The sequence below is a fragment of the Enterobacter sp. BIDMC 29 genome, assembly GCF_019378755.1.
Classification (GTDB): domain Bacteria; phylum Pseudomonadota; class Gammaproteobacteria; order Enterobacterales; family Enterobacteriaceae; genus Enterobacter; species Enterobacter ludwigii.
Genome location: NZ_CP080000.1, coordinates 3,336,925 through 3,349,335, shown reverse-complemented (window position 1 = coordinate 3,349,335; position 12,411 = coordinate 3,336,925). Strand labels below are relative to the sequence as shown.

At 56.9% G+C, this 12,411-nt stretch carries 12 protein-coding genes; 4 read left to right on the top strand and 8 right to left on the bottom strand.

Features of this window, described 5'->3' with window-relative positions:
* Positions 1–5: 5 nt before the first annotated feature.
* The 7 genes from JTA15_RS14735 to kbaZ all read right to left on the bottom strand — a co-directional run bounded on the left by JTA15_RS14735 (position 6) and on the right by kbaZ (position 6,427).
* Positions 6–1,154 carry an SIS domain-containing protein gene (locus tag JTA15_RS14735; RefSeq protein WP_032680208.1) on the bottom strand — a complete coding sequence of 383 codons (1,149 nt, stop codon included), beginning with the start codon at positions 1,152–1,154 and terminating at the stop codon, positions 6–8.
* A 246-nt stretch (positions 1,155–1,400) separates the two neighbouring features.
* Positions 1,401–2,534, bottom strand: coding sequence for an N-acetylglucosamine-6-phosphate deacetylase (gene nagA / locus JTA15_RS14730; protein WP_219372450.1), 1,134 nt, complete (start codon positions 2,532–2,534; stop codon positions 1,401–1,403).
* Complete coding sequence (agaF, locus tag JTA15_RS14725) at positions 2,531–2,965, bottom strand: PTS galactosamine/N-acetylgalactosamine transporter subunit IIA (protein ID WP_020883557.1); 435 nt, start codon at positions 2,963–2,965, stop codon at positions 2,531–2,533. The genes nagA and agaF overlap by 4 nt, the downstream gene beginning before the upstream one ends.
* 15 nt (positions 2,966–2,980) lie before the next feature.
* Positions 2,981–3,859 carry a PTS N-acetylgalactosamine transporter subunit IID gene (agaE, locus tag JTA15_RS14720; protein WP_059306050.1) on the bottom strand — a complete coding sequence of 293 codons (879 nt, stop codon included), beginning with the start codon at positions 3,857–3,859 and terminating at the stop codon, positions 2,981–2,983.
* Positions 3,849–4,628, bottom strand: a complete 780-nt coding sequence (gene agaW / locus JTA15_RS14715) for a PTS N-acetylgalactosamine transporter subunit IIC (protein ID WP_020883559.1) — start codon at positions 4,626–4,628, stop codon at positions 3,849–3,851. The genes agaE and agaW overlap by 11 nt, the downstream gene beginning before the upstream one ends.
* 10 nt (positions 4,629–4,638) lie before the next feature.
* Positions 4,639–5,112 carry a PTS N-acetylgalactosamine transporter subunit IIB gene (agaV, locus tag JTA15_RS14710; RefSeq protein WP_193163948.1) on the bottom strand — a complete coding sequence of 158 codons (474 nt, stop codon included), beginning with the start codon at positions 5,110–5,112 and terminating at the stop codon, positions 4,639–4,641.
* 19 nt (positions 5,113–5,131) lie between these two features.
* Positions 5,132–6,427 carry a tagatose-bisphosphate aldolase subunit KbaZ gene (gene kbaZ, locus JTA15_RS14705; RefSeq protein ID WP_020883560.1) on the bottom strand — a complete coding sequence of 432 codons (1,296 nt, stop codon included), beginning with the start codon at positions 6,425–6,427 and terminating at the stop codon, positions 5,132–5,134.
* Positions 6,428–6,678: 251 nt separating this feature from the next.
* Here kbaZ and JTA15_RS14700 point away from each other — a divergent pair, with 251 nt between their 5' ends.
* Positions 6,679–7,488, top strand: a complete 810-nt coding sequence (locus tag JTA15_RS14700; RefSeq protein WP_020883561.1) for a DeoR family transcriptional regulator — start codon at positions 6,679–6,681, stop codon at positions 7,486–7,488.
* Between the two features lie 34 nt (positions 7,489–7,522).
* Here JTA15_RS14700 and garD read toward each other — a convergent pair whose 3' ends face one another.
* Positions 7,523–9,094, bottom strand: a complete 1,572-nt coding sequence (gene garD, locus JTA15_RS14695; protein WP_014171748.1) for a galactarate dehydratase — start codon at positions 9,092–9,094, stop codon at positions 7,523–7,525.
* A 407-nt stretch (positions 9,095–9,501) separates the two neighbouring features.
* Between garD and garL the strand changes: the two genes are divergently transcribed.
* Genes garL through garK form a run of 3 tightly spaced genes read left to right on the top strand, consistent with a single transcriptional unit; the run spans position 9,502 to position 12,390 of the window.
* Positions 9,502–10,272, top strand: coding sequence for a 2-dehydro-3-deoxyglucarate aldolase (garL, locus tag JTA15_RS14690; protein ID WP_219372449.1), 771 nt, complete (start codon positions 9,502–9,504; stop codon positions 10,270–10,272).
* Positions 10,273–10,293: 21 nt separating this feature from the next.
* Complete coding sequence (gene garR, locus JTA15_RS14685; RefSeq protein ID WP_040018768.1) at positions 10,294–11,184, top strand: 2-hydroxy-3-oxopropionate reductase; 891 nt, start codon at positions 10,294–10,296, stop codon at positions 11,182–11,184.
* Between the two features lie 60 nt (positions 11,185–11,244).
* Positions 11,245–12,390, top strand: a complete 1,146-nt coding sequence (gene garK, locus JTA15_RS14680; RefSeq protein WP_219372448.1) for a glycerate 2-kinase — start codon at positions 11,245–11,247, stop codon at positions 12,388–12,390.
* The last annotated feature ends 21 nt before the right edge of the window (positions 12,391–12,411 follow it).

Sequence of the window (12,411 nt, the reverse complement as noted above, 5' to 3'; positions counted from 1 at the left end):
TCCTCTTAAGCCTGCCACGGATGAATAACGACGCCCTGCACGACACGGTTAACCGTGCCGCTGGCGGACGGCGTATCCGGGGTATTGCCCACACGAAGTGACTGAGACAGGGCAAAGACCTGGGCGTACATCAGGAAGCAGAAGGCCTGCTCCATATCGATAAACGTGCGGGCAGGGGGCAGCAGGATATGCGGGCCTGCCTCAATGACCGGATCGGTTTCGGCGGCAATGGCCACCACGCGCATGGCCTGACGATCGCGGCGCAGCTCAGCAAGCAGATCCAGATCGTACTGCCGCGTATAGGGGTGGCTGGAGACAAACACCACCACCAGCGTTTCGCGATCCACCAGCGATTTAGGGCCATGACGGAAACCGGTTGGGGAATCGTAGAACGCCGCCAGCTTGCCTGCCGTCAGCTCCAGCACCTTCAGCGCCGATTCACGAGCGGCCCCCTGCAGACCCCCGCTTCCCAGATAGACGATCCTTTTCCACGGATCGTTGCCAAAGACGCTCTGGCTGAAATCGCCCAGTGACGTGAGGATCGTCTGGCAGCGATCGGCCACATCGCGGAAGGTGTGGCTGTTGATCGTCTCCGGGGCGAAGACTGCCAGGCAGCTTGCCATCATGGTGGTAATGCTGCTGGTCATCGCGAACCCGCGATCGTGTGTTTCGGCAGGCATCAGCAGCGCATACGCGTTATCGCTGTTTACCGCGGTCTGATAAAGGCTTCCCGCCTCATTACAGGTGATCGACAGGTGGTAGCACTCCGGCACACACTGGTTTGCCAGTTCAACGGCGGCTACGCTTTCCGGACTATTGCCGGAACGGGCAAACGACACCAGCAGCAGCGGGTGTGCGGCGCTCAGGTAGTCCATCGGATTCGTGACCAGATCGGTCGTCGGTACGGCGGTAATGTTTTTCCCGGTGTGGCTGGCGAGCCAGGGCGAAATGATGTCGCCGATAAAGGCCGAGGTGCCTGCCCCCGTCAACACGATCCGCAGCTCGCGCTTGCGCAGCAGCGGCGTCAGGAAGTTATCGATCGACGCGCGCAGGTTATCGATATTGTTGAGTGAGCGGATCCAGCTGGCAGGTTGCTGGCGGATCTCTTCTTCGGTCCATGTGCCGGTGGTGGCGGTAGTGTTGGTTTCTGACATAACTCAGTCCTTAGTCGTGTGAATTCCACATCAGACGCTGGCAAACGTGTCGCTATCTTTCGTTTCGTTTCACTTGTTCACTTAAGCAGTTAAATAAAATCTATAGAAAAGAAATCGAAAGTTCAATGGGAGAAAAGAAATAAAACGAAAAGTGTGATCGGCAAAGAAAAGGCAATGATTAAGGAAAGGAAAAGAAAGACCTTGCGATCGCTTGCCGCAAGGCCCAATAACGGGACAATGAAAGGTCTAAAGGGGGAGAGCCAAACCCTGGATCCAGAGCTGCTGAAGGTGGAAACCTTCATCCAGCGCAATAATATTGGCACGCTTGCCCGGTTTTAAGGAACCGAGCTGGTGATCAATACCCAGCAAGCGGGCAGGGTGCAGCGAGGCCATATGGATCGCATCCGCTGGCGTTATTCCCGCTTGCGCCACCATATTGCGCACGGCGGCATCGAGAGACAGCGTACTGCCTGCAAGCCCACCGGAAGCGGTGCGTACCACCCCACCGTGCATGTTGACCTCGTCGCCACACAGCCTGTAACGTCCGTCGGGCATCCCTGCGGCCTGCATGGCATCGGTAATCAGAACGATCCGCTCTTTGGCGCAGCAGGCGCACAGCCGCAAAGCGCCCGGGTGAACGTGATGCCCGTCGGCAATCAGTTCCAGCCATGCCCGCGGGTCCGTCAAACCTGCACCGACCATACCGGGTTCACGATGATGGAGCCCGGTCATGCCGTTATAACAGTGCACCAGCCCATCAGCGCCCGCCTCGAAAGCGGCAAGCGTTTGATCGTACGTCGCGGCGCTGTGGCCGAGCATGACCCGTATCCCACGCTGCTTAAGGTGGCGAATGGCCTGCAACGCACCGGGTTTCTCCGGTGCCAGAGCGACAACCCGGAGGGTGTGTTGCGATACTTCAATCAGCGAGTCCAGTTCGCTGACATCCAGCTCACGAAACAGCGCCGGCGGATGTGCCCCTTTGTTCTGTGGCGTAAAGTAGGGACCTTCAAGATAGCTGCCCAGTATCTGCGCGCCGGGACCCCCGGACATACAGCGCCGGGCGATGCGTGCGAGCGCCCGGTGAACAGTCTCCAGCGGTGCGGTGACGGTCGTCGGTAAAAAGGCCCCTGCGCCTTCACGCGCTTTATGCATCGCCAGCGTGTCCAGCACCTCTGGGGCATCATCCATCACGTCCACACCCGCGCCACCGTGAACGTGGGTATCGATATACGCCGGGCAAAGCTGGTCGGCATCCCGGGCATGCACGCCAGCTGGGATCGGCTCGATGGCGGTGATAATTCCGCTCTCAATGCGTAGCTGGTGATCGTCCAGCCAGCCCTGCTCGGTCAGCAGACGACGCGCGCGCAGTACCTGGCTCATATCCCTTCCTCAGCGGGGGCTTCCTCACGACAGCGCCCCAGCTCATCCACCAGGCTGGTCAGGCCGCGATGCCCGCATTCCAGGGCCTGCAGACGAAAGGCTTCGCTGCTTAGCCCGTCGCGCTCCAGTACCATCTCAAGCAACAGCTGCAGGTTTGTACCGGTAATCACTTCGCTGCCGGGTCTTTTCATGGCGAGTGTTGATGCCACCCGGAACGGCGTCCCCCCGAGCAGATCGGTGAGAAACACAATATCGTGCTGCCCGTCCAGTTCACTGACTGCCTGTTCAAGCTGCGCGGTCAGCCGCGCGGTGGTGGAGCTTTCAGGAAAATCGATGGCGATAAACTGCGGCTGCTCGCCGAGGATTTGTTTCATCGCCTGTTCAAGCCCGCTGGCAAACCCGCCGTGACCCGTCAAAATAATGCCTAACATTGCGACCTCTTTGCTTTACAGGAAGTGACAGAACTTACCGACAACCCCCAGCACAACGGTGATACCGATCAGGCGCAGTGGGGTCCAGCCGCGACGAACCAGCCAGAACATGGTCAGGGTATAGACCAGCGGCAGGAAAGCGGGCATCAGTTTGTCGATAACGTCGGCTTGCAGCTTGACCACCGCATCCCCGGCCTTGATTTCAAGCGTGGTGTTGAGACGTACGTAGGTTGCCACCAGCGCGCCAATGACCGTCATCCCCACGATGGAAGCCGCGTGGCCGACCTTTTTGGTATTGGCTTTAATCAGCGGGATGGCTGCCACACCCATCCGGTAGGCGTAATGTGCCAGGCCAAAACGCAGGCCAAGATGCACTACGTTAAACAGCACAATAAAGACCACCGCACCCAGTATGGAGCCTTGCAGGGCAAGGCTTGCGCCGATCCCGCCGCAAATTGGCAATAGCGTAAGCCAGAACATGGCATCGCCAATGCCGCCAAGCGGTGCCCCCACAGCGATCTTGGTGCTCTGGATACTGTTGACATCCTGCTTGGAGCGCTCCATCGCCAGGATGATGCCAATGACAAATGTCACCAGAAACGGATGCGTATTGAAGAAGCCCATATGGCCTTTCATGGCGCGGGCCAGATCCCGCTTGTTGGTATGGATCTTTTTCAGCGCGGGCAGCAGGCCATACAGCCAGCCGGAAGCCTGCATACGTTCATAGTTAAACGAGGCCTGCAGCAGCATCGAACGCCAGGCGACACGGTTAATATCCTTTTTCGTCAGCTCGGCACCAATATGTTGATCTTCATAGACGTTTTCATTCATGCCCGTGAGCAGCGTCTCTTCGTGGTCAGAAACGCCAGGCAGCGTAGTTTGATTAGATGCCATCTTCGAATTCCTCTTTCTGGGCTGCAGGTGTCGCCGGTTCAGGCGATTTACGCATCAGGTCAATCAGCGCCATTGCCAGCGCAGCCGCGGCAATCGCCAGCACCGGCAGTTTCAACCAGGCTGCGGCAACAAAGCCGATGATAAAGTAAGGGATATAGACGTTTTTCATCATGATTTTCAGCAATACGGCGAAGCCAATCGCGGGCATGATGCCGCCGGCGACGCCGAGGCCGTCAATCAGACGTTCCGGCAGCACATCAATGGCGGTTTTTGCGTGTTCAGCGCCAAAGTAGATCGGCAGGAAGGCACACAGAAAATAGAAGATACCGAGCGCCAGCAGTGCCAGATAGTTGACCCTTTCGATGCCGTTCGTGTCCGCATTGGCTGCCATGCGGTCACAGCGGGACATCACTCCGGACATGACGGAGAACAGGAAAGTGATCCCCATCTGTACCGCAACCGCAAACGGGACGGCGACCCCAACGGCGACATCCGGCTTCACACCGGTGCTGATCGCAAACGTGGTGCCGACAATCGTGCCGATAATGACGTTTGGCGGTTGCGCGCCGGCCAGCGGAGCCAGCCCCATCCAGACCAGCTCCAGCGTACCGCCCGTTAAAATACCGGTGTGCAGATCGCCCAGAATGAGGCCAACCAGCGGGCCGAGCACCACCGGGCGGTGCATGTGTGTTAACCCGTTAAACATATCCAGGCCCGCGATAAAGGCGAGAATGCCCAGCGCGAATGCCTGCAAGAGACTAATTTCCATTGTGAATCCCTCAGAGCAGTTTAAAGAGATCCAAAGCAGTCTCAGTCGGAACACCCTGAACGAAGCATTCCACTCCGGCGGCTTTCAGGCCGTTAAATGCGGCGATATCGTTCGCATCGACAGAGACCGTTTTGGCAATTTGTTTTTTGCCACTGGCGTAATGCAGGTTTCCTACGTTGATACGGGTGATGGGCACGCCGCCTTCGACCAGCGTCAGAAAATCCGCGGGTGATTTGCAGACCAGCAGAATTTTCTGGCGCTCGGCAGCGCGATGAATGTTGTCGATCACTTTTTTCAGCGACCAGAAACGCACGGCGATCCCTTCTGCGAGCACCATCTCCATCAGGTTTTGTTGAACCGGATCCTCAGCGACTTCATCATTAGCGACCAGCACCAGGTTGGCCCCCGCAAACCCAACCCATTGCACACCTACCTGACCGTGGATCAGGCGTTCATCGATGCGGCATAAGACAATGTTTGGCATAGCGCTTTCCTCTTTTTAATTATGCGTTTTGAGTCGTTACGCCTTCGCAGGCGGCATGGTACTGCTGGAGTATGTCCTGAATGTGGTCGAGGATGAGGTCCCGTGGTGTCGACTTGAGAGCACCCTCGCGAACTTTGCTGTACTGCAACGGCAGGTACTGGCTGATCAGCGGCAGCGGGATCGGTTCGTCTGCCAGGTTGCGTACCAGTCGCGCAAAGGCTTCGTCGATCTGGCTGTCCGGCCAGTAATAGCGCACCCGATCGGAGTAGCTATACCCGCGTGCCAGGCGTCGCGCATTGCCATCACCGTGATAATGGCTTTGCCAGTATTCGGGGCGATCGAGCATCACGTTTTCCAGGACATGACGCAGGCCCGAACAGGCTTTTGCAGGCAGCAACTCTTCTTCAATGGCGGCCAGCGAGAACAACGCTTCACGCAGGGCAAAGGTCAGTGCCGGGCCAACTTTGAGGATGGCGAAGTGATCTTTCACCAGCTGGCGCAGCGCCTGCGGTGTCTGGTAGTCGGTAGAGTGCGCTTCAAATATCAGCGTGTCGTAAGCTTCAACCATATGACTCAGGGCGACGGCGTTTTGCGGTTGATAGTCACACACATGTGCGTGGTCAAACTCAACGCCAGGCTGAACCACCAGGCCAATAATGCGTGGCCAGATGTCGCTTAACCCTTCTTTCTCGAACGCGTGGCGGTGAGCTTCAAGGGTGGCACGCGCGGCTTCTGGGGTCGTGACGGCAAGCTCGGTGAGCGTTTCATGCGCGCCGCCCGGAACCGGCACTTCCGTACCGATGACATAGACCAGGTCAGCGACGTCAGCGTGCGCCAGGCTGGTTTTCTCCGCAATTTTCGCCAGGCGCGCCGCGCGCTCGGCAACGATGGCGTCGGTTAACGGTACTGGATCGTCTTCGCAGGACATGCTGCAGTCGAGGTGGATCTTTTTAAACCCGGCAGCGACGTAGCTTCTGATCAGATCCTCGGCATTCGCCATCGCCTGCCGGGCAGGCAGGTTTTGCCAGCGGTTTGGCCCTAAATGATCGCCGCCGAGGATCAGTTGCGATGTCGGGAAACCAAGGGATTCCGCCAGCTTACAGACGAACCCGTGAAAATCGGCGGGTGTCATACCGGTGTAACCGCCAAATTGATCCACCTGATTAGAGGTGGCTTCAATCAGCAGCGGCGTGTGATGCAGTTGGGCGTAACGAATTGCGGCTTCAAGTACCAGTGGATGTGCGGAACAAACGGCATAAATCCCGTTCGCATTCCCCCGTTTATGTTGTTCCACCATTTCTGTCAGATGTTTCACTTTCCTCTCCATTTCGGATGGTGATGGTTTTCATCTTTCGTTTTGTTTCATTTAATCCTGCATCATGGTGGTATAAAAATAAAACGAAAGATAATAGTTTTCCGATCTGTTTCACAAAAGAAACATAATGAAAGGTTTCAGCGACGAGAGAGTGCGCTGACTGGAAGCAGGCAGGGCTTGCATTCCCATAAAAGAAAGGCGTTAATAGACAAAACGAAATGAAACGAAAGACCATTTATTAAGGAGCTCGCATGAGCAGCACCGATTCATCCGCGGAGAAGCGCGTCACCGGCACCAGTGAAAGGCGAGAGCAGATCATTCAGCGGTTGCGGGCACAGGGAAGCGTGCAGGTTAACGATCTTTCTCATTTATATGGCGTTTCCACGGTGACGATCCGTAACGACCTGGCGTTTCTTGAGAAGCAGGGCATTGCCGTTCGTGCTTATGGCGGAGCGCTGATTTGTGAAGGCAATGCGCCTGGCACTGAACCCTCCGTGGAGGACAAAAGTTCGCTCAATACTGCAGTTAAGCGCAGTATCGCGCAGGCGGCCGCCGCGCTGGTGAAGCCGGGTCATCGCATCATTCTGGATTCCGGAACCACGACGTTTGAAATCGCCCGTATGCTGCGTCAGCACACGGATGTGATTGCCATGACCAACGGAATGAACGTGGCGAATGCATTACTGGAAGCGGAAGGGGTGGAACTGCTGATGACCGGTGGGCACTTGCGCCGCCAGTCGCAATCCTTTTACGGCGACCAGGCAGAGCAGTCCTTACAGAATTACCACTTTGATCTGCTTTTTCTGGGGGTCGATGCCATCGACCTCGATCGCGGCGTCAGTACCCACAATGAAGATGAAGCCCGACTGAACCGGCGGATGTGCGAGGTGGCAGAGCGTATTATCGTGGTCACTGACTCCAGCAAATTTAACCGTTCGAGCCTGCATAAAATCATCGATACCCAGAGAATCGACATGATTATCGTCGATGAAGGGATTCCGCCTGAGAGCCTGGAAGGGCTGCGTAAGAGCGGGATAGATGTGGTGTTGGTGAAGGGATAAGTTGCCCCCTCTCTTTGGGAGAGGGGGAAAACGATCACGTCACCGGTGCCGGGTTAAACACCGCCAGCTGGTTATGTAACCCCCATTGATCGGAGAATGTCTTCTTACGGCCGCTTGCCACGTCCAGAATGAAGTGGAACAGCTTCCAGCCGACATCCTCGATACTCTCTTCGCCAGTGGCAATGGTGCCCGCGTTGATGTCCATTAGGTCATACCAGCGGTTTGCCAGCTCGGTACGGGTGGCCATTTTAATCACCGGTACCGCCATCAGCCCGTACGGCGTGCCGCGCCCGGTGGTAAAGACCTGCACCGTAATGCCGGATGCCACCTGCTGTGTGCCACAGACGAAGTCGCTGGCAGGGGTCGCGGCGTAAATCAGGCCGCGTCTGGTGGGGCGCTGGCCCGGGGAGAGCACTTCAACAATGGCGCTCTGGCCGGATTTGGCAATCGAGCCGAGGGCTTTTTCCACCACGTTCGCCAGACCGCCTTTTTTATTGCCCGGAGAGGGGTTGGCGCTGCGATCGGTTTGTCCCATGTCGAGATAGTTATCGTACCAGGCCATCTCCTCAAGCAGGCGTTTGCCCACCTCTTCATTGATGGCGCGTGGGGTGAGCAGATGGATGGCATCACGCACTTCTGTCACTTCGGAGAACATCACCGTGGCGCCACAGCGGACAAACAGATCCGAAGCATAGCCCACCGCCGGGTTCGCCGTGACGCCTGAAAACGCATCGCTGCCGCCGCACTGGGTGCCTATCACCAGCTCTGACGCCGGGCAGGTCTCGCGCTGGCGCTGGTTCAGTTTTTCCAGATGGCGCTCCGCCACCTGAAGGATATCGTCAACCATTGAACGGAATCCGACGTGATGCGCATCCTGTAAACGAACAATGCTGGCCTCGTCGACCGGAATGGCATTCACATCTTCGGTGCCCTGCAACAGACGCTCTGGCTGCAGCTTTTCGCAACCCAGACCAATGACCATCACTTCGCCACCGAAATTCGGGTTCAGCGCGATGTTATGGATGGTACGAATCGGTACCACGGCCGCCGGAGCATTGATGGCCACACCGCAGCCGTACAGATGGTTCAGACCTACCACGCCGTCGACATTCGGGTATTTCGGCAGCAGGTCGCGCTCAATGATTTTCACCACGTAATCCACCACGCCTGCCACACAGTGCACGCTGGTGGTGATACCGAGCAGATTCTTGGTACCTACGCTGCCGTCCGCATTCCTGTACCCTTCGAATGTGTACCCTTCCAGCGGGGGCAGTGGCTCAGGAACCCGGGTGGCCAGGGGGAGCGTGTTCAGCGGCGGCGCTTCGGGTAGCTCAACCAGCGACTCCTCAATCCAGCTCCCCTGAGGAATAGCGCGAACCGCATACCCGATAACTTCGCCATACCGCACGATTTCACCGTGGGCCGGGATATCCACCAGAGCGACTTTATGCCCCTGCGGAATATGTTCAGTCAGCTCCAGCCCATCCGGGAAACGGGTGCCCGCTTTTAGACCGTTGTCGTTAACAATTATCGCCACATTATCCGTGTCGTGAACTTTGATATAGAACGCCGTCGGCGACGCTTGTCGAATTTCAATGTCGGCCATTGTTCAATATTCTCCAGCAAAATGTCTGATAGTAAATGCAGCCAGGGGATGTTTATTTTCTTATCGCAGAAATAAAGATGCGGCTTGAGTCAATAAAGAATGTCAGGAGACGAGATATCAAAATGTGATCCCGATCGCTCCTTAAACCCGGCGCAGATGCCACCCGGCCAGCAATGCCTGATTCTGTGCATCAGCGCCCATCGCGTTGTGCATATGCTCAAAATATTATCAAAACACGCCGCAATGCTTGAGCATTAAAACAATGTGCTGTCATGACGTGAGGATTATACTGAATGACGATTTTATAACGCCTAAATTAAGTCAGGAAATAAATATAACGCTGACGCTGCGTCTGAAAATATAAATATGAACCTGAATAAGACTGCGGAATTAAAAAGGTAAACGTGATGAATAATGATATCTTCCCGAATAAGTTTAAAGCGGCCCTCGCGGCGCACCAGATCCAGATTGGCTGCTGGTCCGCGCTGGCAAGCCCCATCAGCACCGAAGTACTGGGCCTGGCCGGTTTCGACTGGCTGGTGCTGGACGGCGAACATGCGCCGAACGATATCAGCACCTTTATTCCGCAGTTAATGGCGCTCAAAGGGAGCCATAGCGCGCTGGTGGTTCGCGTCCCGACCAACGAGCCGGTAATCATCAAACGTCTGCTGGATATTGGGTTCTACAACTTCCTGATCCCGTTTGTGGAAACGGAAGAGGAGGCGGTGCAGGCCGTGGCGTCAACACGTTATCCGCCGGAAGGGATCCGCGGGGTCTCCGTTTCCCATCGCGCTAACATGTTTGGCACCGTCCCGGACTACTTCGCACAGTCCAACAGCAACATCACCATCCTGGTACAGATTGAGAGCCAGCAGGGGGTCGATAACGTCGACGCTATCGCTGCCACCGACGGTGTGGATGGCATCTTCGTTGGCCCAAGCGATCTTGCTGCGGCATTCGGCCATCTGGGCAATGCGGGTCATCCGGAGGTGCAGCGCGCTATTCAGCACATCTTTGCCCGTGCCAACGCACACGGCAAACCGTGCGGCATTCTGGCGCCGGTTGAGGCGGATGCCCGCCGCTATCTGGAGTGGGGCGCGACCTTCGTTGCCGTCGGTAGCGACCTCGGCGTATTCCGCTCGGCCACGCAGAAGTTAGCGGACGCCTTTAAAAAATAACCATCATTGAGGAAACGAATTATGACGCTGAAAGTGGGTTTTATTGGCCTTGGGATCATGGGTAAACCCATGAGTAAAAACCTCATCAAAGCAGGTTACTCCCTGGTGGTTGCAGACCATAATCCGCAAGCCGTGGCCGAGGTGATTGCCGCAGGCGCAGAAACCGCAGCACACGCCAAAGCGATTGCTGAGCAGTGCGATGTCATTATCACCATGCTGCCAAACTCCCCGCATGTGAAAGAGGTGGCCCTGGGGGAGAACGGCATCATTGACGGTGCCAAACCCGGCCTGGTGGTGATTGACATGAGTTCTATCGCGCCGCTGGCAAGCCGTGAAATCAGTGAGGCGCTAAACGCGAAGGGCGTCGATATGCTGGATGCCCCGGTCAGCGGCGGAGAGCCCAAAGCCATCGACGGCACCCTGTCGGTGATGGTTGGCGGCGACAAAGCTGTTTTTGATAAATACTACGACCTGATGAAAGCCATGGCGGGCTCCGTGGTGCATACCGGCGATATCGGGGCGGGTAACGTCACCAAGCTGGCAAACCAGGTGATTGTGGCGCTGAACATTGCCGCAATGTCGGAAGCGCTGACGCTGGCCACCAAAGCGGGTGTTAACCCTGATCTGGTGTATCAGGCGATCCGTGGCGGCCTGGCGGGCAGCACCGTGCTGGATGCCAAAGCGCCCATGGTGATGGATCGTAACTTCAAGCCCGGCTTTAGAATCGACCTGCACATTAAAGATCTGGCGAATGCCCTGGATACCTCCCACGGCGTGGGCGCGCAGCTGCCGCTGACCGCCGCCGTCATGGAGATGATGCAGGCCCTGCGCGCGGATGGTCTGGGCACTGCCGACCACAGCGCGATTGCGTGCTACTACGAAAAACTGGCGAAGGTGGAAGTCTCTCGCTAATAAAAACGGACGCGGGAACGCGTCCGCTATTTTTGCCGAGTGCGGTAACAGGCGACAACTATGAAAATCGTAATCGCGCCAGATTCCTGGAAAGAAAGCCTTTCTGCCTCCGGGGTTGCTCAGGCGATTGAAAAAGGATTTCGGGAAATTTTCCCCGACGCACTTTATGTTTCGGTGCCGGTTGCTGACGGCGGGGAAGGTACGGTTGACGCGATGATCGCCGCCACCCAGGGCACAGAACAGTATGCTCGGGTCACGGGCCCGTTGGGTGAACAGGTAAACGCCCGCTGGGGTATGTCCGGCGATGGCCGCACGGCATTTATTGAGATGGCCGCCGCCAGCGGTCTGGCACTGGTCCCGGCCCCCCAACGTAACCCGCTCGTCACCACGTCCCGAGGTACCGGGGAGCTTATTCTCAGCGCGCTGGATAAAGGTGCCCGACATATCATTATCGGCATTGGCGGCAGTGCCACCAACGACGGCGGCGCCGGAATGATGCAGGCGCTGGGGGCCACGCTCCGCGATGCCAACGGTACTGAAATGGGTTATGGCGGCGGCAGCCTGATGGCGCTCAACAGCGTCGATCTCTCCGGCCTCGATGCCAGGCTAAAAGATTGCACAATCCACGTCGCATGCGACGTTACGAATCCGCTGGTTGGCGAGAGAGGCGCTTCCCGTATCTTTGGCCCGCAAAAAGGGGCGACAGAGGAGATGATCCTCACTCTCGACGCTAACCTCAGCCATTATGCCGATGTGATAAAAAAATCTCTGCGAATTGACGTGAAACAGGTTCCCGGTGCGGGTGCCGCGGGGGGCATGGGGGCGGCGCTGATGGCCTTCCTCGGCGCGGAACTGAAGAGCGGTATTGAGATTGTCACCCAGGCACTTAACCTCGAAGAACATATTCACGACTGCACGCTGGTACTGACGGGCGAAGGGCGCATTGACAGCCAGAGCATTCAGGGCAAAGTGCCCGTCGGTATCGCCCGTATCGCCAAAAAATACCATAAGCCGGTGATCGGCATTGCCGGCAGTCTGACCCGGGATGTGGGGGTCGTGCATCAGTATGGCATCGACGCGGTATTCAGCGTGCTGAGCCGCGTCGAGTCGCTGGAAGAGGCTTACCGTGGGGCGTTTGACAATATTTACCGCGCCTCGCGCAATATCGCCACCACTTTGCAGATAGGGATGCACGCCCAAGGGTGACAGCGGGGCACAAACCCTCTA

Bases quoted from the DNA above. Each gene is read 5' to 3' on its own strand.
- JTA15_RS14735 (WP_032680208.1), bottom strand. From the start codon at position 1,154: ATGTCAGAAACCAACACTACCGCCACCACCGGCACATGGACCGAAGAA.
- agaE (WP_059306050.1), bottom strand. From the start codon at position 3,859: ATGGCATCTAATCAAACTACGCTGCCTGGCGTTTCTGACCACGAAGAG.
- garR (WP_040018768.1), top strand. From the start codon at position 10,294: ATGACGCTGAAAGTGGGTTTTATTGGCCTTGGGATCATGGGTAAACCC.
- JTA15_RS14700 (WP_020883561.1), top strand. From the start codon at position 6,679: ATGAGCAGCACCGATTCATCCGCGGAGAAGCGCGTCACCGGCACCAGT.
- garL (WP_219372449.1), top strand. From the start codon at position 9,502: ATGAATAATGATATCTTCCCGAATAAGTTTAAAGCGGCCCTCGCGGCG.
- agaW (WP_020883559.1), bottom strand. From the start codon at position 4,628: ATGGAAATTAGTCTCTTGCAGGCATTCGCGCTGGGCATTCTCGCCTTT.
- garD (WP_014171748.1), bottom strand. From the start codon at position 9,094: ATGGCCGACATTGAAATTCGACAAGCGTCGCCGACGGCGTTCTATATC.
- agaV (WP_193163948.1), bottom strand. From the start codon at position 5,112: ATGCCAAACATTGTCTTATGCCGCATCGATGAACGCCTGATCCACGGT.
- agaF (WP_020883557.1), bottom strand. From the start codon at position 2,965: ATGTTAGGCATTATTTTGACGGGTCACGGCGGGTTTGCCAGCGGGCTT.
- nagA (WP_219372450.1), bottom strand. From the start codon at position 2,534: ATGAGCCAGGTACTGCGCGCGCGTCGTCTGCTGACCGAGCAGGGCTGG.
- garK (WP_219372448.1), top strand. From the start codon at position 11,245: ATGAAAATCGTAATCGCGCCAGATTCCTGGAAAGAAAGCCTTTCTGCC.